Source organism: Paenibacillus sp. LPE1-1-1.1, from assembly GCF_040676435.1.
GTDB lineage: Bacteria > Bacillota > Bacilli > Paenibacillales > Paenibacillaceae > Pristimantibacillus.
In genome coordinates this window covers 270,231-290,664 of sequence record NZ_JBEGHY010000012.1, presented here as the reverse complement: position 1 = coordinate 290,664, position 20,434 = coordinate 270,231, and the positions used below count along the sequence as shown (strand labels likewise).

Here is a 20,434-nt window from a genome sequence, read left to right as displayed (position 1 = left end):
TGGCGGTATACTTAAGGAATATTGCATCTTTTAAGGGATTATACTTTATTATATAAGCGAATTCAATTATTTATCGTCTTTTATGCATCATTCATTCTGTTTAATCGTCATATGCTGGTGCCAAACCTTCTTGCCCGGTACTCTAATCACTTCCCTAGGCAAAAAAAAAGAACAGGCTGCCTTGCGGCGCCTGTTCAATCCTATCAACTTAATAAGCTAGAAAAAAATGAAGAGTTATCACGGCAACAGAGGCATGAAGCAACACATTCAACCATTCTTTACGAGACACCTTTAAATCTTGGACCAACATGACAATCGACCATACGAAAACAATGATAAAAGCAATTTGAACTAAAATAGCAGGCATACTATTAGTACCTCCCCCATCTTGTCATAGTTCAATATATTATGAAGATGCGGGAATCGTGCTTCTTTTTCCTACTATATTAGTCTAATTATAACGAAAAGAAAGCAGCAAGCCTCTGAAAGGATCAGAATGCCTGCTGCTTTGTCCTGCTATTCAAATGATAGAGCATGCTTCTATTTTGCCTGAATGTAACCTTCTGCTTTAAGCAGTTCCGCGATCAGAACAGCACCGCCCGCCGCTCCACGCAATGTATTATGCGATAGTCCTACAAATTTAAAATCGTATAGTGAGTCCTCACGCAATCTTCCCGCCGAAACACCCATGCCGCGTTCAATGTCGCGATCAAGCTTCGTCTGCGGTCTGTTCTCTTCTTCAAAATAAGTTATAAATTGTTTTGGTGCGCTTGGCAGGCCGAGCTCCTGCGGTCGTCCTTTGAAGTTCAGCCAGCGATCGAGAATTTCTTCTTTCGATGGTTTATTCTCAAACTCAACAAATACCGTAGCCAAATGCCCATCCAATACGGGAACGCGGATACACTGCGTTGTAATCAATGGTGCGCTTGCTTTAATAATTTCGTTATTTACCAAGCTGCCCCAAATGCGCAGCGGCTCCTGCTCGCTTTTTTCTTCCTCGCCCCCAATATAAGGGATGACGTTATCTAACATTTCAGGCCAATCGGTAAAGTTTTTTCCAGCTCCGGATATCGCCTGGTACGTCGAGGCCACTACTTTTGTTGGTTTGTAATCCAGCAAGGCATGCAGTGCCGGCACATAACTCTGAATGGAACAGTTAGGCTTAACAGCAATAAATCCGGTCGAGGTTCCAAGCCGTTTTCTTTGCGCTGCAATCACTTCAATATGCCCCGGGTTAATCTCCGGAATAACCATTGGAATATCCGGTGTCCAGCGGTGAGCCGAATTATTGGAAACAACAGGCGTGCCCGTCTTTGCGTATGCTTCTTCCAAAGCTTTAATTTCATCTTTTTTCATATCTACCGCGCAGAAAATAAAATCGACTTGAGCGGAAAACTCCTCCACTTTCGATGCATCCTGAACGACGATAGTTTTCACTGCTTCAGGAATCGGGCTGGACAGCTTCCATCTGTTTTGCACAGACTCTTCATACGTTTTTCCTGCCGAGCTGGCGCTTGCTGCAATTGCCGTTACCTTGAACCAAGGATGCTGATCCAGCAACTGGACAAAGCGCTGGCCCACCATACCCGTTCCTCCTACAATACCAACCTTTAACTTTTCGGTCATATGCTGTTAAATTCCCTTCTGTATCGGATGATCTTTCCTAAATATTTATTCAAACCGTCTAATTTAGTTTCCTTATCTTTAAGGTAACCTGTATTTCTTTCGCGTCAATATAAAAAAAATCCCACCCCCAAGACTTTGGTCAGTCTTAGGGACGAGATTTGTATGCTCGCGGTACCACCCCAGATTCGCCAATATGTCGCCATATCAGCCTCTTCAAGTACGGCATTACCAAGTAATGCTTATACTCTAGCTCTGTAACAGGAGCTCCTGACACAACATCCCCCTTATGCGGGTTCCGAGGTGCTGCTCTGAGACTTTTTTCAATAAGGAACTCTTACTCCTTTTCAGCTAACGGAGCTCTCTGCGAAAGAATTCTTTTATTTACTCTTCTCTTCGTCGCATTTAAATGTTGCGATTATATTATCAGAAATCTCTCGTTTGGTAAACATCATTTTTAAAAATTAGATAACATTTCATACCGAACATAATCTGATTACTCTATTGCGGCGCCGGGTTTCACTCTAATAGGCATAAGAGTATGTTTAAGGCAAATATTTGATTTTGGAAACAATCGGCGTTCTCGGCCTGGCAATAGGAACTTCCGCTGGGTAGCCCATTCCAAATACGCCAATAACATCGTATTCCTGGGGCACACCGAGAATGCTGCGGTTTTGAGGCGAAGCGCCCAAAGAAGCCCAATAGGCGCCTACGCCTTCTTCATTTGCAGCTAATAAGAAATTTTGCACGAAACAAGAGGCAGCCATAACATTCTCGTCACGTTCAAACGAAGTGGGGGCGGATTTGGACAACACTGCAAGAACGACAGGGGCACCCCCAAAGTCCGTTTTATGATTTAATTTCGCTCTCGTTTCTGCACCGATAAACAGGAGCTCCCATGGTTCGTTCAAACGATGATTAGGCGCATAACTAGCCGCTTCCAGCCAAAATAACAAGTCTTTTTCGTTAATCGGGACCGGCTTAAACTGCTTAATATTTCTTCGGGATTTAATGACCTCAATTATTTTCATTTTTTGGATTACCGTCCTCGCTTTTAATGTCGTTAGTAGCTGCGTCTTCGTTAGAAGCTGTGTTATCCGTAGAAATTCTATCGTCAGAAGATAGCTCATGAAGCTGAAACATATGGATAAACTCTTCGATGATCGCCTCTGTTGCTTTTAATTCACCGCTAATGACTTGTTTAATGGATTCAAACTCCGGCTCATTTAACTGCCGCTGCAAGGTCGAACGGTTTACGTTAAGCTTATCCAAAAATGCTGTAGCCCTGCCGCGACGAAAGGTTTGAGCGCTTTTGGGATGATGGTGCCCATGCTCTCGATGTTCCCTATGCTCTCCATGACCGTGCTTGCCTTTGTGTCCATGTCCTTCACGCATATTTTATCCTCCTTATTTATTTTGCTGTATACATTTGTATACGCGAACTCTGTTGTATACAAATGTATACAGAATGGCCGATCTCTGTCAAGTTTTATTCTTAGTAATGCTTTTCCCATCGATCAAAATTTCACCATCACTGATCTGAATTAAGCCAACTACCATACGGATCGACGTTGTTTTCCCAGCGCCATCCGGCCCAAGAAAACCGAATGTGATTTGTTAATCGGGTGGGTGTGCGGGAGAAAGAAAAAGCCCCGGCCATGGTTGCCATGGCCGGGGTTAGTATTTGCGGGTATTTTATAAAAAATCGAGGTCCTTGGCCCGGCGGACTGCTGCCCGGCGGTTGTTCACCTCAAGCTTGTCGTAAATGTTCTTAGTGTGAGTCCGCAGGGTGTTCAAGGACACCCTGAGTTCTCGGGCAATGTCCGGGCCGCTCAAGTCAGTTCCGAGCAGCCGGAGCACGTCACGTTCACGTTCGCTCAGCGGCTCGCTACCAACTTTTTTGGCAGACGGTTTGAGATCAGCCTTGCCAAAGGCTGTCTGGAGGTGACGGGCATAATTCAGGGCAATCCCCTTTTTCACGGCTGCATCCAGCAGTTCCGCCATGGGTCGGCCTTCGTCCACGAAGATGCGGACGTATCCCTCCGGCTCAGCCAGCGTCAGCACGCGTGCCAGCGGCACAAGCGCAGCAGGGATGTTGCCTTGCATATGGTGAGCAAGTGCCTGCAATACCAGGATTTCAATCGCACTTCCCGTCCTCTCACCTTCTTCCGCCGCATGGAGGAGGCGCTCCAAGAGTCCCATAGCCTCAAGCATCGATTCGTCTGTACGGTCACTCTTATACTTGGCCAGGAGCACCCTAGCCAGGGTGATGTGCTCGAATTCGCGCAGATAGCTAAAGTCGTCCCGGGCGGACAAACCTTGCTCCCGCGCCCAGTCGAGAGCTTCACCCAACCTCCCCTGCGAAAGCCACATCCGTGTCTTCATTGCCGCAATAGGACGCACATTTGGGAAAAAGTCGCTCACATACAGCTGCTCTGCCTCGTGAAGCAGCTCGAGCGCAGTGTCCAGATCTCCTTGAGCCTCCCGTATTCGAGCCATTGCGACGGACCAGCGATACCCGTTTTGCGGAAACCCGGTGTGCTCGCCCTGCTCCTTGCTTCGCAGCAGATGCTGCGCAGCGGCATTCAGGTCGTCATGTTCACGGCAGAGCACACTTATTCCCACATACATGTCCGCCGTTCCCCGCATTGCAGGCTCGCCCTGTTCCGTTGCAATCTGCAATCCCCGCTCATAGATACGCCTTGCTTGGCGCAGTCTACCTTGCGCAATCCGTATATCAGCCAGAGCGATTGTGCCCCCGATTGCATCAGAGATACCTCCGGCCGAATGCACACTTGCCATGCCATCGGTAAACGTTTGGTAAGCCGCCTCGAGATCTCCGTTCGTCCAGGATGCTAGTCCGAGGAGCGCAACTGCCGACCCGCGACGGAGAGGGTCGCCCTCCGGGACGAGGTCGAGCACCCGCCGGGCGTATTTGATGGTGGCGGGTATATCACCAAGCGCCTGAGCATGTGCGGCACGGTACAAAGCGATCGTAGCCGGGAGACTGCGAAATCCTTCTTCGTCTACGACTACCATCACGGCCAGCGGGACTTCCCTTCGCTCAAGCAAATCTGCCGTCTCCTCCAACCACCGTTCTGCATCTCGCAATTTTTCCTCAACGGTATCCAGCTCATTGCCTGCCAGTAACGCCCAGGCATGCCCAACACTAAGAACAGGCCTGCAGCGGACCAGCTCATATGGGAGTTCCTTCAGCCAGCCCAGGACGGCAGCCTCCTGTCTGCTCCTCTGCATGGCTGGCATTGCCAGCTCCACCAGGGCCGCCACCCGCGCGAAATCCTCAGCGGCCAACGCGTGGCGGATAGCATCTGTGGTTGAGCCATGCTGTTCGTACCACATGCTAGCGCGCCGATGAAGCTCAGCTACCTGATTAGGCTGATCCGCCCTCAAATGCGCAGAGAGAACCTCGGCAAAGAGGTGATGATAGCGATACCAGCGGCGCTTGTCATCCAGTGGAACGACAAAGAAGTTGCCTCGCTCAAGGGCATCCAACTGTATGCTGCCTTCCTCCTGCCCGGTGACGGCATCGCACAGCGGACCATGCAACCGGTCGAGAATGGAGGTCTGAAGCAAGAAGCTTCGGACATGGCCGGGCTGTCGCTGCAGGACCTCTTCGACCAGATAGTCCACAATGTACCGATTCTCTCCAGCGAATGCCCGAATAAACGCAGGAATGTCCTCGCGCCCGCGCATCGAGAGCGCCGCCAGCTGGAGCCCCGCAATCCAGCCTTCGGTGCGGGTTTCGAGCACAGTAATTTCGTCGTGCGTAAGACCAAAGCCCATCACCTGGTTGAGGAACGCGGCCGCTTCGCCGGGAGTAAAACGAAGATCGGTGGCACGGAGCTCGGTCAATTCGCCCCGAGCGCGTAAGCGGCCCAGGGGAAGCTGTGGATTTTCACGGGTGGAGATGACCAAGTGCATCTGTGGCGGGAGATGCTCGAGGATGAAGATGATGGCATCGTCGATCGGTTTGGCATCAATCACATGGTAGTCGTCAAGAACAAGAACGAATTTATGCGGCAGGGCTGAGATATCATTGATCAAAATCGTTAGAGCCGATTCGTTTAACGGAGGTTGCGGTGAGTTGAGCGCACTAACCACGCCCCCTCCAATATTCTCCGCAATCGTCTGCAAAGCTGCGATAAGGTGAGTCAGGAACCTTAATAAGTCGTTATCCCCTTCGTCTAGTGACAGCCATGCGATAGGTCGCTCACAACCAGCGGCCCATTCGCTGACCAGTGTGGTCTTGCCAAAGCCCGCGGAAGCGGAGATAAGGGTCAGCTTCCGGTCCAGCCCCTCGTTCATCCGTTCGATCAGGTACGGTCGTTGGACAATTTTAGTCCGCGGCGTGGGGATATATAATTTAGTGGATAAAATAGGCATATTCATAAATTAATAATACCACGTAAAATACTCCTGCTCACACTATATTTAAACGAAGCCCCAGACAGTGATGTGAGCCAAAATCCAAAAATAGATTCGTGAAGTAATCCGTATAGCAAATAAGGCCTGTCACCATCCTGTGACTGGCCTTATTTGGCTTCAATCGATAAGAATTACTTGTAAATTTTACTAAATATGATATCATTTCAATATCATTTACCGAAGGATACAAAGATTAAGGAGTGAAGCCAAATGGTGAGCCAAGGCTCTATCACAGCAATGATTGTTCAGGTTATTCTAGGAATTGTAATTTCCTTATCTCTGCTCATTTATTATCGCAGTAAGCATAAAATTTCTTACCGTGCGGTCGGTGTCGGAATTCTTATCTTTATCGTTTTCTCGCAGTTATTGGAGCAAGTGCTGCATACCTATATGTTTTCAGGTAACGCAACAACCTCGGCGTGGCTGAAAAATCCGTGGATGTCCGCCGTCTACGGTGGATTAGCCGCAGGTATATTTGAAAACGGAGGACGTTGGCTAGGCTTCTCGTTTCTATTGAAAAAGCGCCAAGAGCGCAAAGACGGCATTGCTGTAGGGATAGGACACGGCGGTATCGAGGTATTGATAATAAGCGTCGGTATGGGAATACTGGGGCTCGTGTTAGCAACATTGATTAACGCAGGAACCTTCGGGCAAGCTTTTGGCGCCCAAACGCCTTCCGAGCAAATTGATCTGTTCCAAGAGCTCAAAGACCGAATGATCCATACACCGCAAAGTGAATATTGGCTTGGCGCTTTCGAACGCATTCCAGCGATATTTATCCAAATTGCACTTTCATTAACGGTTTTGTACGGGGTTCGGGCACGCAAGGCGGTGTACTTACTTTATGCGGTTTTGATTCACGCTCTAATCGATTTTTTTGCGGGTCTGTATCAAGCAGAGATGTTACCGCTGTGGGTAATCGAATGTATATTGTGGACGTGGGGAGTCGGTTCCGTATTTGTGATCGTGAAGTCAAGGGAATGGTTTGCTAAATTGCCGCCTTTTTCAGAGAAATATATATCCAAGAAACGATTACAGCAACTTTCCAATGGAAATAATAACTGATGCGGGTAGGAGCTGCACCGCTTATATTTCGACTGAGACAGCAAGTACATAAATCGAGAGGTAACTATGAATAAAATTACTGTCTATCAGTTATTTGCGATGACTTTTATTTTCCAATTGGGCACTACCATTATATTCGGCTTCGGAGGCTCGGCCGGCCGGGATGCGTGGATTGGCGAACTGATTTCCTGTTGTCTGGGTATATTCATTGTGATGATCTACATCGCTTTAATGCGTATGAATCCGGGGCTAACCCTTGTACAATGGTTTCCGGCACAACTCGGACGCTGGATCGGGACGCCTCTTGCTTTTCTGTATCCTCTAATGTTCTTGTATATTGTGGGACGGATTATTGCGGATATCCGAGATATGGTTTCAACAACAGTATTGCCTAGTACACCACTTCTGCTAATCTCAGGTTTATTTGCCTTCATCATTGCTTATTGCGTATATGGCGGCATTGAGATCGTTGCTCGACTGGGAGAAATGTTCCTTCCCATCGTATTAATCATGTTTTGTATTGAGGTCATTCTTCTTTGGAGCTCCAGCGTCTTGCATATCAATAATTTACTGCCCGTGTTTGAAAACGGGTTGGAGCCCATTTTGAAGGTCGTATATCCACCGGGCATTACTCAATCCTTCGGGGAAACGCTCGTTCTTGCGATGTTCTGGCCGGAGACCAAACGTCCTGAAAAAGTAATGAAGATTACGCTTCTTGCCATTATTCTGTCCGGAATCATGATAACCTGCTTTGACGTGTTGGCTATTTTAGTTTTTGGAGGTATGTTTTCCGGTCTTCTATACCCTCTTTACACCTTGTTGAGTTTGATCAGTATCGGACATTTCATTGAAAACTTACAGATGTTCGGCGTGCTCTATTTTTTGATGACCGCACTTTTAAAAAGCGTCGTTTATATGCTTGCCGCGGTAAGAGGGATTCAGCAACTTACGAATATGAAGAGTTACCGGGTACTTGTCATCCCGGCTTGCGCTATCTCACTTTTCCTTGGAATGACCATGTCCAAAAACATTGCCGAGCACATTTATCGTCACCATTTTGAAATTTTGGTGCCTTATGTTTGGGTACCCTTGCTCTTAATCGTACCCACGATCCTTCTCATCGTTACTTGGCTGCGGCAATTGAAGAAATGAACGTTCATTTCTTAATCTCGTTTGGGTTCAATTGCAGCGATGGCCCCGTTACACCAATCTGTCGAACCGTCAAATCAGCGTTCACGGAAATTTCGGCTTCCCGAAACTTCGCTTCCCAGTCATTCTTTACGGATTTCCACAACGGTAAATTTTCCCTTCGAATGGCATCGCTGAATCCGAATACATCTGTCCCGTACTTTTGTTGCACTTTGGTGATCGTTTGAAGTACGGTTTCTTCAACGTGTTTGTCCAGCGCTTTTTGCAAAAGGATAATATTATTCATCTGCGTAAGATCCAAACTAGTGTTATTTTCGCGAATCGCTCCTTGCCCAGTTAGCGTGACAAGTATTTTCAACTTGTCCCCTTGGATATCCGGTTGAATCTTATTGCCTATCTTGTAGATGTCTATACTGACGTTGCCTTCCTCTTGCGGTATCTTTGCCGATACCGTTAGCTTATTTAGAACCCCGGCCACCCATCGCATTGACCTACCCTCGTCTACATTCAAAAATCCAACCAATTTCAAATCTTTATTAAATAATGCAGGCCCCGAAATTCGGAACCCTTCCTCATTGGAATTTTTCTGTTTTCTTTCATCTTGTGAAGCAGAGTTCATTCCGATCGTAACCGAAGGTACTGCTGGACAAGAGCCTTCGCTGGTCGCAGAGAGCAGAAAGTTTAATAACCCTATTTCCGTGAGTGTTCCCATCTGGTTATACTCTCCTAAAACTCCCTGACTCGGAATATTTTCTAATGGGTACGATGTTTTTAAGAACTCCTTTGCGGAAGCTCCCCTAACAATAAATATATCGGTTCGCAGCTTGAGGTTCGGATCTCGGGTGTAGGTATCGAATACATCCTTAATTCCTTGCCTAGCCATGGATTCCCCAATCACAATAACCCGCCGATGACCGCGAAACACTAGCCGGGAAAGCTTAGTCTGCATCCGCTGTATCGCATCAAGCGTATTCATCCCATCGCTCGATACGACAAAATAAGGTTTTCCCTTGCTTAATCCACCTGTACCTCCACCCTGACCGCCGCTTATTTTCGACGGGATGACTACCTGTGCACTAATCTTGACTTTATTGTTCGGAGCTTTGTCGATCCCCCACGCGAGTTCAATGGCTATATCGTTTACTTCCGTACTATCCCAACAGCCCGTTGTGAAAAAAAGAGAGAGAATCAGACCGAAATATACCCTCCGTTTCTTATTCATTTCCCTGCTCTCCCTCGCTTTGGACTTGGTTGTTGGCCTTCCGGGATGCGCTTCTTATTCGCCCCGGAGAAGAATGCAGGACGCTCATTCATACTCCATCTGGGTGCGCGTATGAATACATCCTTCAGGTTTTGAGAGATTAGCGGAGCTACCGGACTCATATACGGAATTCCAAACGAACGTAGGCCAAGAAGATGGATGATCATGAGAAGTAATCCGCTTATTATTCCGTATAAACCTAGCATTCCCGCCAAGATCAACATCGGGAATCGAAGAAGCCGGTAGGCTGCCCCGAAATTATATCGTGGGATGGCAAACGAAGCGATCCCGGTAGTGGCTACTACAATAACGACAGGGGCCGATACGATGCCTGCTTGTACGGCGGCTTGTCCAATAACCAGCGCTCCCACAATACTAACGGCCGAACCAACGGCTTTAGGCATGCGAATTCCGGCCTCCCGGAGGCCCTCGAACATAAACTCCATCAACAAGGTCTCAACAAACGTCGGAAAAGGGACTCCTTCCCTGGAATTAGCGATACTGACGAGCAGGTTCGTAGGAATAAGTTGTTGATGGTAGGTAGAGAGCGCGACGAACAAAGACGGAAGCAACAGTGCGATATTTAATAAGGAGTAGCGAACGAATCGAACAAAGGTCGTATAGATGGAGCGTTCGTAATAATCCTCTACCGCTTGCAAGCCAGTCCAAAAAGTCATAGGCAGGATCAGCGCGAATGGGGTGTTATCGACGATAATCGCGACTTTCCCTTCAAGCAGACTGGCACATACGATATCGGGCCGCTCGGTATTTTGAATTTGCGGGAATGGGGACCAAGGGGTATCTTCTATAAATTCTTCGATAAAACCCGATTCCAGTACCCCGTCAATTTGAATTCGCTCGATTCTTTTACGGACTTCCTCCAAGATCGTATTCGAGACAATTCCATCAATATATACAAGCACGATATCGGTCTGAGAAACTTGACCAATCGTAACCGATTCCATTTTCAGCTTTGGGCTGCGGATTCGTCTGCGGATTAAACTTGTATTGATTCGTAACGTTTCCGTAAATCCGTCCCTGGGTCCGCGGATAGAAGCTTCGCCCGCCGGCTCTTCAACAGTTCGTTTTTCGAATCCTTTGAGATCCGCGATTAGAGCCTTATTTTCACCGTCCACTAATAGGACAATATTCGCTTTCAGAATCCCATCGGACACATCGCCCACTGTAGAAACCGTTTGAATTTGCGAAATGGCAACCATTTGCTCTTGGATGATCCGTCCGGAAGTAAGATCACCATTCAACCCGCGGGTAGTTTCATTAAATAGGATTGGCGATAACACAACTTTATCCAACGTTTTAGTATCGATTAAACCATCGGTGTAAATCAGCAGCACTCTGGGGTTGCTGCTGATTGGACGAAATACGATATCGGAGCATGCTTGAAAAATTTCTCTAAGCATCTCCTCGTTTTCTGCGAGTTTTGTGCTTAATCCTTTATTTTGTTCATTAGGGAGTGAGTGATTTGGCGATTCAATATCGTTCGAGCTATGGTTACTAACCGAATATTTCCGACGTTTTATCCGCAGCAAACGTATCTCCCTCCTTCAATAAATTAAGCGGTGCTTCCAGTTGTGTAGTATTTGTGTAGTATATCCAACGAGTTCCAAGATTAATAACGCCCCAACGTGATGAAGGACTTACCTGAATGAAGAATCCAGGATTACATGACCTTAAAGAAGCATCTCTACCTTACTTAGTCAGGATTTTATATAGAACATTTGAATGCACTTGCTTCTGTTAACAATTACAAACTTTATTGGGACTTTTCGCGGAAAGTAAACTACCACAACTACCAACTTGGGATTCCGCGGTAGACATCAATCAAGGAGCTCCATTCTCTGATCGATTAATGTTGTTAAGACATCAATGATTCTTGTGGCCACGGCAGCCTAATATGGAGCAGCTGCTTCTGCAACGCTTCGAAAAGATCTAGGAGCTACATTTGTAAAACTAGCGGGCCAGATGCTATACGCTGAAGACAAAGGTAATCTCATGATCAAGTACGGAATGCTGGATGAAGCCCCTGCAATCGAGCCCGTATCCGATGTATAGGAACGAAAGGGCATAGCCCCGTTGAGACATGGGAGTGAGCTTGAAAAATGATTCATTTCGAGGGAGTTCAATGACTTGTAACCACCACAGTGAAATAATTGGATACTCGGATAGAGCGAAGGAAGTTGGCGGATTAATTGGATAGTATTGTAAATGATATGAATGATCTTCAAGGGGAATATGCTCATTTAGCGATTGAAAATTGGCTTACCGATGGACTATTTACTTGGACAGCAGTAAACCGTCCCCGCGAAGCGTATCGATTCCTCGGTCGGTTTATGGCAGCAGAATTGCGAACACAAACAAAACGCCCCCTTGTTACGGGGGCGCCTTGCCCGCACGGCATCAAATAAAGTTGAGCTTTTCCAGAAGCCGATTGATTACAGTCGCTGCCTGCGCACGATCGGAAGTCTCGCTGGGTGCGAAACGGCCGTTCGGCAACCCTTGCATTAATCCCATGTCAAGCGCCCCGCTGACGGCATCTTTGGCCCAGGAGCCGATTAACCGGCTGTCGCTCAAACGCGTAAAGACTTCAGAGGAAGGCGAGGTTGTTTGACCGGCGAATGCCGCGGCCCGGTTTACCATGACGGCGAGCTGCTCCCTCGTAATAAACGCGTCTGGTCGGAACGTGCCGTCCGAATAGCCCCGGACTAGGCCGGCTTGGACAGCGCCGCCGACGGCGCCCGCGAACCAGTCTTCCGCCTGAACATCCGTATAGCGACCCGCCTCTGCAGTATTCGGCGCAAGCCCGAGCGCCCGTGCAAGCATCGCCGCAAACTCGGCGCGCGTAACCGATTGATGCGGCGCAAACCGGCTGTCGTCGATTCCATCTATAACCAGCTTGTTCGTAAGCCGCTCTATGTCCGTCCGCGCCCAATGTCCTTCAAGGTCGTTGAATGTTTTGTTTATCTCGGCAACGGTATAAATACTGTTCCCATTTCGCTTGATCGTCACGACCGTCTTGCCATCTTTAGTGTCGAATACGGCCGGAACGAACGACATTTCGCCCGTGTCCGGATCTACGACGACCGCCGTCATGCTGCCGTCGGTTTGCCTCTCCAGCGAAATTGTCCGTGTCACGTACGTGCTGCCAAAGTCGTTGATTTCGATGCTTCCCTTATCCGATTCGGCGATGATGCTGAAGTCGTACAAGCCGACGATGAGCTTGAAACCGGAAGTTTCCGCCTTGGCGCGGATTTCGTTCGCTTGCGTTCCTTCAAGTTGCTCCATCTTGACCGAGATGCGGACATTATCCACTTTCACGCCCAATCGCGCTGCGACGGAATCGACGTCGACAAGGGTGACCGGGAGCATGTACGAGGCCATCTTGGATTTGATGACGATTACGGCATTCGGCGTGCTGGCCGCCGCTTGCGCGAGTGCCACAGCCGAGATGGTTACCTCGGCCATCGAACCATCCCCACCTACCTCTATCTCGTACACTTGCGACTCTGCAGGCTGTCCGTTTAGCTTATCCAACGCTTCGCTTAACATCGTACCGTCAACCTCGACGTGCGCCGAATCCCGTGTATCGCCCGTTATCGGCGCCGTGCTTCCCGGGTTCGTCGATCCCGTATCCGTGCCGTATAGGTCATTCGGAAGTTCGTCCAATGTAATCACATATTCACTGTTATAAACCTTATCGATATGATCGGACGCATTCTGCAATCCGTCCCGAAGGAACTTACCTCCCCATGTCGTAAAGTAGCTCCAATCTGCACGGTAGGACTTAAGGAGATCCGGATCTGGGATAGAGCCGTTTTCCGCCAGCGCGACGATCTTCTTGTCATCGGCTAGGGAGACCAGGCTGTCGTACTTCGCGATAAGGGGGTTGTAATCACCGTTCGGACCGTAATAATCGATGGTGACGATGTCGACCACATCATCACCCGGGTACCATTCCGGCTTCTCAGAGTTCCATACCCAAATCAGGTTGTCGAGTCCGTGATGATTCGTCAGTCGGTCGTACATTAAGCGGTACAATGCTTTCACCGGTCCGGCCCCTTTGGCTCCCCACCAGAACCAGCCGCCCTCCGCTTCGTGAAGCGGCCGCCACAGAACCGGGACGCCTGCATCCTCCAGACGTTTTAATTGTGCAGCGATCACATCGATATCACGAAGCAGCAGTCGGTACTCTTCCGATTCCGGGTTATTCATTGCGTACTCGACATCGAAATTCGTTGCGTCTGTATAGAATCCCCGCCACCACTCTTTACCGGGCACGTCAATCAGATCCTTCGGGGCATTCCAATGCCAGGCCAATGCGACGATTCCGCCCCTCTTAAACCACCCGATCATTTTCTCTACTTCCGTCGATGTGGCGCCTCTCTCCGTTCGTGAAGGCGAATAATCCATTAAATCGGAGCCGAGGATAGCCGGATACTTGCTCGTCTTTTCGTAAATCCATTCCGCTTCTTCCATCTCCTGCTGTCCGGAAATAATGTTCTGGCCGTAGCGGTCGACCAGGTAGTCCATTAGCTTCTTAGTCGCCGGTGTGGCATTCGGATTCACCAGCGTGCCCCCCACATCGTGAGCTTTCGGCACCGCGGCGGCCGTTAGTTTTACGTAATCAATGTTGTACCAGCCCCAATTCGGGGTGAACACAATCGTATTATTGCCCGCGTCCAGCATCGCTCTGCCGCCTGAAACCTCGACGAATGCCGTTGTATCCGCGAATGCGATTTCGCTCGTTTGTCCGTTCAAGGCTAGGGTCGTCTTCTTCTCGCCGTTCGGCGAGCTGTATCCGACGTCGATGTCGTACATGCCTGCCGATGCGGCAGTGTAAGTTAGCGTTAAAGATCCATCCTGCTTAAATGCCGCATAGCCGTTGCCGGAATATCTGCTCCCTGACGTGCCGATCGATACGCTTCCGGTCATGATGCCGTCCTCGGCCTCCAGCTTGCTGCTTGCCGCTGGCGGGTTGTCCAACTCGACCTCTATGTATTCGATACCGTAGTAACCCCAACCGCGGGAAAATGTGACCGTATTGGCGCCGGCATTTAGCATGACCTTGCTCGCCATTTTCTCTTCTCTGACAGTTCCCGCTGCAGGCGCATCCAGCACAACCGCTCCTGCACCGGCACCGTTTACCTGAATGCCCGTTTCCTTGCCGCCGTAGCCGGACGGGATGTAATAGCCCACGCTCAGCTTATAGAGGCCGGCCTCCGCCACATTGACATGAAACGTTGCTGTACCGTTCGGTTCGGTCGCATCCGGTTCCTCGGCATAGTAGAAGGAGATGTAGCCTTCACCGTCATACAGCGTATCGCTACCCTCCGGCACTGAACCGCGCTTCTGCACGCCATAGCCTTCTAGTACAGCATCCTGGGCGGTAACCTTCACAACGCCCACCGAATCCTCGGGAGGCGTTGTTTCCGTTCTTGCCTTCAGCCGGATATTGTCCACGTATACCGGTCCGGTATACGTGACCGCTGAATTTTTGGCCAGCTTGATGACAAGTTGCTTCTGCGAAGCTCCTTCCGGGATCGATGCCGTTTCTTGTACGACAACATATTGTGTTCCGTTGATCGTCGTCTTCTGGGCCGTTGCAACGTTGTGTTCACTCGTCTTAAGGTCCGCCCAGAGTTGATTGTTCAATGCTGATTGGGTTACGAAAACGCCGCCGAACGCCGAGGGAATGATAATATCGTATGATACCGATTCATAGCTCCCGAGCGATTCCGCCGTATCCACCGTCAGAACGGCCTCTTCCCATCCCTCACCGGCGTAAGAGGAATTTATCCGAAGCGAGAAGTTGTTGCCCGCTGCGGCCAAATCGCCGCTCACGCCCACCGGGTTGTCGCCTTCGAATCCTTCCCCCCAACCTTTGACCCATCCCATCGTCGTACCGTCTTCGAAATCGTAAACGGTATCCGCAGCGGCCTCAGCAATGCCGATTGAACCTAACGAACTAAATAGATAAGATAACAGACAAAAACATATAATTGCAGAAATCTTGCTAAAAATCGCCTTTTTCACCCTTTTTCCCCCTAAATTATTGTACAGTACAAAAGGAAACGCCCGTCGCCAGGTTCGAAACGGGCGTTGTCGTTTTATCTCGTAATCGATTTGCTCTTCAATCGATCAGAAGTAGGCTCGTACGGCATAGATGCGTGTGTCAGGCCCTTCACCGTAAAGGTGAACGTTCCATTCTGTGAGTTGTTGAACTGGTTCGTATCAAAAGTCACTTTACCGTCCACACCTGTGACGCCCGACTCAGCCTCAGATAGCGCGCCCGACCAAGTGCCCGTTACAGTTACTCCGCTCACCGGGGTACCGAGACTATCTTTCACAGCGACGACGGCCCGCGCCCACGATTTACCTTTAACCGATTGAATTGTGAGCACAATATCGTCTACATGGACCGTTCGGACAATCGAATGCGGCTTGGCAATCACTTCGGATGTTGTCGCAACAACCGTGCCTCCGGCCTTGGCTTGCACGACATAATAGTAGGTCACACCGTTCGTGACGCCAGTATCGGCGTACGCATCTCCCGATAGGGAAGCGACAGTCGTGTAAGGGCCACCGGGCATCGTCGAACGTTTCAAGTCATAACTTGCTGCGCCTGGGGCCAGCGTCCAAGTTACGTCGACCTTTCCATCACCGGCCGATGCGGAGACGTTGAAGGCGTAAGCCTTCAGGTTGGGCAGCTCATCAAGCGTGACGACATACGGATGGTTGTATACATCGATGAGATGTTGCGTACTGTTGTGTGAACCGTCGTTTAAAAAATCACCCGTCCACGTGCAGAACCAGCTCCAGTGCGCGCCATACGAGACAAGCAGGTCTGGATCCGGAATGGCACCGTTTTCGGTAAGTGCAACGATTTTTGTATCCTGTACAAGAGAGACGAGCGCTTCGTACTTGGTGATGACCGGACTGTAATCGCCTGCAACCGGGTAGTGATCCGCACTGACTATATCGACTACATCGCTGCCCGGGTACCACGCTGGATCGATCGAATTCCAAATCCAGATCAGGTTGTCGATCTTATGGTAGTTGGTAAGCCGATCATACAATAACCGGTAAAGCTCCTTCGCGGGTTCGGGGCCTTTCGCGCCCCACCAAAACCAGCCGCCCTCCGCTTCGTGAATCGGACGGAACAGTACCGGGATGCGGGCGTCCTCCAGCCGTTTCAGTTGCACGGCAATAGCATCCATATCACGGATGAGCAATTTGTATTCTCCGGAGTTCGGATTAGCGAGTGCGTAAGCAACGTCGAACGTCGTGGCATCAGAATAGAACCCGCGGTACCATTCCTTGCCGGGCTCGTCGATCAGGCCGGTCGGTGCGTTCCAATGCCACGCGAACGTAACGATACCGCCCTGCGAATGCCAGTTCAACGCATTCTCGATTTCTGTTGAGGTTGCGCCGCGCTCGACCCGAGACGGGGAATAATCCATGAGGTCGAAGCCGACGACGCTCGGTTTCTTGCCTGTGACGGATTGGATCCAACTAACGTCTGAAAGCGTCTGCTGGCCGGAAAGCACAGCATGCCCGTACTGGTCCGCCAGATAGCGCATCAGCGTTTTGGTCTCAGCTGAAGCATTAGGATTGACGAGATTCGCCGTAATGTTATGGTCCGTTGAGACAACCGATTTCTCTAGTTGGATGTAGTCAATATCGTACCAGCCCCAGCCGCTAGTAAACGTAATCGTATTGGTGCCGGCGTTAAGCAGTAGTTTGCCAGCGGACGTTAACGTAAAACCGGAAGATGCCTTTAACGACACTTCTCCCGCCGGACTGCCGTTCAGGAAAAGCTGCGTGAACTTGTCCCCGTTAGGGGCATTGTAACCGACTGATAAATTGTAAACAGCCTGTTCGGGGGCATTCACCGTAATTTCTAGTGAATCCGTAGAAGCATCAAAACTGGTCACATAACCGGTACCTGAATAACCAGCCGCAGACGCGGCCACGGTTACACCGCTCAGGACACCTGACTCCGCCTCATACTTCACGACGGGTTCGGTGTTTGCCGACAATGAGACCGGTATAAGCGACATGCAAAATACGACCAAGAGGAATATAACTCCCAATTTCTTCAATACGCATAACCCCTTCACCGATAAAATAAAAAAACTTACTCGGTCTGTCCCATCATCACAAGACCCCTCTATCACTCCTTTCAGGGGAGCGACGTGTTACCTATACTTTTATAAGCATCACCACCTTTCAGGGAAAGTGCATGTGCATAAATGAAGGTAAATGTTAAGTATTGATGCCAAAGTTTATTGTGTATGCGCTTACAAATTTCTGGAAAGAAACACCGATTCCGTTAACTCCAAACAGATGATCTCGACTCGCAACCCGATTCTCTTGACCGATTTACATGCAGCCGATCTTGTTTTGGTTCTGGCTATGCTAAATTGCGACGTTATTCATTTCGGTACGCTCATTGATAGGAGTCTGCTTTAATGAGCAACTGAAAATAGCCTAAAAAAGCCCCCTATAGAATTATTTTTCATCCTTAACTATAGGGGACTATCATTGCGATTAGCTTCCGCCATAACGTCTCGCTGAATTTGTTTCTATACCGAAGTCATTGATTATCCCTGGACAGTGAAGATTTCAATCAATAAAGCTTCTTTTGCATACATCAACGTACAATCGCTTTTAAATGAATAGAAGTGCTGCCATAATCGCCATGAATTTCAGGAATCCATACGCCGTCCTGCATAAGACGATCGCCTCCGTATAACTCCTCCATCCCTGCGATAGCGTACTCAAACGAAGGATGAAGTCCGTTTAGCTTGAGTTTTCGTTCCGGTGCATTCGGTTCAGCCAGAACCTTGAAATAAAACACCAGCGCTTCCATTTGATCCTCGGATACGAACATCCACGCCGTTTCATTGCCTTCGAACGGACTTTTCAGACGATACAAATCTCCCTGCTGAACAAGCGACCGAATTGCTTTATACTGCTCGACCTGCAATTTGACAATCTGTTTCTCTTCGTCACTGAACCTTGTCAAATCAAGCTCGTAGCCAAAGTTGCCCGACATCGCCACGTCCCCTCTAGTCGTCAAAGGCGTAGACCGGCCGACCTGATGGTTCGGACATGCCGATACGTGAGCACCGATCGTACTGATTGGATAGACCAGGCTTGTTCCATACTGGATCTTTAAACGTTCTACCGCATCGGTATTGTCACTGGTCCACGTTTGAGGCATGTAGTAGAGCATACCCGGATCAAAACGCCCGCCTCCGCTGGAACAGCTCTCAAATAAAATATGCGGGAAACGGGCCAGAAGCCGTTCAAGCAGCTCATATAACCCAAGCACGTTACGATGCGCGACCTCGGTTTGACGCTCAGAGGAGATTGCTGCAGATCCGATTTCCGTCATGTTCCGATTCATATCCCATTTGATATAAGAGACCGGCACTTCCGTAAAGATTGCACTAAGTGCATCAAAGATGTAATCTCGAACATCTGCCCTCGAGAAGTCCAGCACCAGTTGTGTGCGCGCTTCCGTCCGTCTTCTGCCTTCGACATGAATGCACCAGTCCGGATGCTTGCGGTACAGATCGCTGTCCGGGGAGATCATCTCCGGTTCCACCCATAATCCAAACTGAAGCCCAAGCTTGTTGACACGGCCGGCCAAATCTGCAAGGCCCTCCGGCAGCTTCCTGCGGTCTACAGTCCAATCGCCAAGCGAGGATCTATCATCATTCCGTTTGCCGAACCATCCGTCGTCCAATACGAACAATTCGATGCCGAGCTCCGATCCGGCCTTGGCAATCGATTCGATTTTCGCTGCATCAAAATTAAAATAGGTGGCTTCCCAGTTGTTGACCAATATGGGTCTGACACGATCCCGATGAATGCCTCTGCACAATCGGGTACGATACAGCTTGTGATAGGTTCTGGACATCTCTCCAATGCCTGCCGCGGAATAGGCCATGACCGCCTCTGGTGTCTGGAATGATTCGCCCGGTTCGAGAAGCCAACCGAAATCAAACGGGTTGATGCCTATAGACACTCTTGCCGTCTGAAAAGGATCTACCTCCGCCTGTGCTGCGAAATTCCCGCTGTATACAAGACTAAATCCGTATACCTCGCCTTGATCTTCTTTGGCGTTTGGTTCGACGAGCGCAAGGAACGGATTCATCTGATGGCCGCTGGCCCCTCTGCGGCTCTCAATTGATGTCCCGCCTGGTCCAATCGGTCTGCGCTGTATGTTACCTTCCCGGATCCATGCACCGGATAAATACATTATTTCGTAATCCGGCTTAGGCAGATCAACGCTGGCGCTTAGTGCCCGGTTCAGCCGGAGCGGCTGATCTCCTCCGTTTATAAAACGGACGGAGCGTGCAATAGCGTTAAACGCTGCAAAAACGGTATAGCTCAGCAGCACCATTAAGCCGCTGTAGGAGTCAAATAGTATAAGCTCCAAGGTTTGAGCCTCTGAATCGTTCTCACAGTAGACGGCAGGAAGCGAATCCAGCTGAGGCTTTCCTTGTATAATCCGATGCCCTTTATAGGCCAGCTCCGTTATTCTGCTTCCATCGGATAATTGAACCTGATAAGCCGGACACCGGAAATCGCCTGAGCCGTATTGCGGATACTCCTGTGGTAATCGGTCAAGCCCTGTATTCTTCTGCGTGTTCAACAATCCTGTTAGGTTCCCGTTTTCGTGAAGCTTCTTGCCCCAATAGACATGCGCAGGCGTACCGTTTACGAGCTGTATGATGTAGCTCATTGCTTTGGATTGTAAATGAAAAATGCCTTCTGCTTCATGAAATTGAACTAACATACGAATATCCTGGCCTCCTGCATCATTTTGCGTCTTATCTTTCCTAATTAAACAATTAAAGC

11 protein-coding genes, 1 pseudogene and 1 other annotated feature are annotated in these 20,434 nt (G+C 49.3%); of the genes and pseudogenes, 2 read left to right on the top strand and 10 right to left on the bottom strand.

Going from position 1 to position 20,434, the window contains the following annotated elements; translation table 11 throughout:
* Nucleotides 1–540: 540 nt before the first annotated feature.
* From asd to MRBLPE1_RS11965, 5 genes and pseudogenes are all read right to left on the bottom strand, one after another.
* The gene (gene asd / locus MRBLPE1_RS11985) at nt 541–1,626 is read right to left on the bottom strand and encodes an aspartate-semialdehyde dehydrogenase (protein ID WP_364145539.1); all 1,086 of its coding nucleotides are present in this window, start codon (nt 1,624–1,626) and stop codon (nt 541–543) included.
* Between the two features lie 144 nt (nt 1,627–1,770).
* Nucleotides 1,771–2,032 (bottom strand) — a binding site (T-box leader).
* A gap of 136 nt (nt 2,033–2,168) precedes the next feature.
* Nucleotides 2,169–2,654: a nitroreductase family protein gene (locus MRBLPE1_RS11980; protein ID WP_364145538.1), complete on the bottom strand. Its 486-nt coding sequence runs from the start codon at nt 2,652–2,654 to the stop codon at nt 2,169–2,171.
* On the bottom strand, nt 2,641–3,018 hold the full coding sequence (locus tag MRBLPE1_RS11975; RefSeq protein ID WP_364145537.1) for a hypothetical protein: 378 nt from the start codon (nt 3,016–3,018) through the stop codon (nt 2,641–2,643). The genes MRBLPE1_RS11980 and MRBLPE1_RS11975 overlap by 14 nt, the downstream gene beginning before the upstream one ends.
* Nucleotides 3,019–3,114: 96 nt before the next feature.
* Nucleotides 3,115–3,237: pseudogene (locus MRBLPE1_RS11970) on the bottom strand (ATP-binding cassette domain-containing protein); the annotation flags it as partial.
* Between the two features lie 81 nt (nt 3,238–3,318).
* Complete coding sequence (locus MRBLPE1_RS11965; protein WP_364145536.1) at nt 3,319–6,033, bottom strand: LuxR C-terminal-related transcriptional regulator; 2,715 nt, start codon at nt 6,031–6,033, stop codon at nt 3,319–3,321.
* 246 nt (nt 6,034–6,279) lie between these two features.
* On the opposite strand from MRBLPE1_RS11965, the gene MRBLPE1_RS11960 reads away from it, so the two are divergent.
* On the top strand, nt 6,280–7,134 hold the full coding sequence (locus MRBLPE1_RS11960) for a YhfC family intramembrane metalloprotease (protein WP_364145534.1): 855 nt from the start codon (nt 6,280–6,282) through the stop codon (nt 7,132–7,134).
* 66 nt (nt 7,135–7,200) lie between these two features.
* Nucleotides 7,201–8,286 carry a GerAB/ArcD/ProY family transporter gene (locus tag MRBLPE1_RS11955; protein WP_364145533.1) on the top strand — a complete coding sequence of 362 codons (1,086 nt, stop codon included), beginning with the start codon at nt 7,201–7,203 and terminating at the stop codon, nt 8,284–8,286.
* 4 nt (nt 8,287–8,290) lie between these two features.
* Here MRBLPE1_RS11955 and MRBLPE1_RS11950 read toward each other — a convergent pair whose 3' ends face one another.
* The 5 genes from MRBLPE1_RS11950 to MRBLPE1_RS11930 form a co-directional block, all read right to left on the bottom strand.
* Nucleotides 8,291–9,505: a Ger(x)C family spore germination protein gene (locus MRBLPE1_RS11950; protein WP_364145531.1), complete on the bottom strand. Its 1,215-nt coding sequence runs from the start codon at nt 9,503–9,505 to the stop codon at nt 8,291–8,293.
* Complete coding sequence (locus MRBLPE1_RS11945) at nt 9,502–11,091, bottom strand: spore germination protein (RefSeq protein ID WP_364147239.1); 1,590 nt, start codon at nt 11,089–11,091, stop codon at nt 9,502–9,504. The genes MRBLPE1_RS11950 and MRBLPE1_RS11945 overlap by 4 nt, the downstream gene beginning before the upstream one ends.
* An 871-nt stretch (nt 11,092–11,962) precedes the next feature.
* Nucleotides 11,963–15,595 carry a glycosyl hydrolase gene (locus tag MRBLPE1_RS11940; protein WP_364145530.1) on the bottom strand — a complete coding sequence of 1,211 codons (3,633 nt, stop codon included), beginning with the start codon at nt 15,593–15,595 and terminating at the stop codon, nt 11,963–11,965.
* Nucleotides 15,596–15,669: 74 nt separating this feature from the next.
* Entirely contained in the window at nt 15,670–17,664 is a 1,995-nt protein-coding gene (locus MRBLPE1_RS11935; protein WP_364145528.1) for a glycosyl hydrolase, read from the bottom strand.
* 551 nt (nt 17,665–18,215) lie between these two features.
* Nucleotides 18,216–20,372 carry an alpha-galactosidase gene (locus tag MRBLPE1_RS11930; RefSeq protein ID WP_364145526.1) on the bottom strand — a complete coding sequence of 719 codons (2,157 nt, stop codon included), beginning with the start codon at nt 20,370–20,372 and terminating at the stop codon, nt 18,216–18,218.
* Between the last annotated feature and the right edge of the window lie 62 nt (nt 20,373–20,434).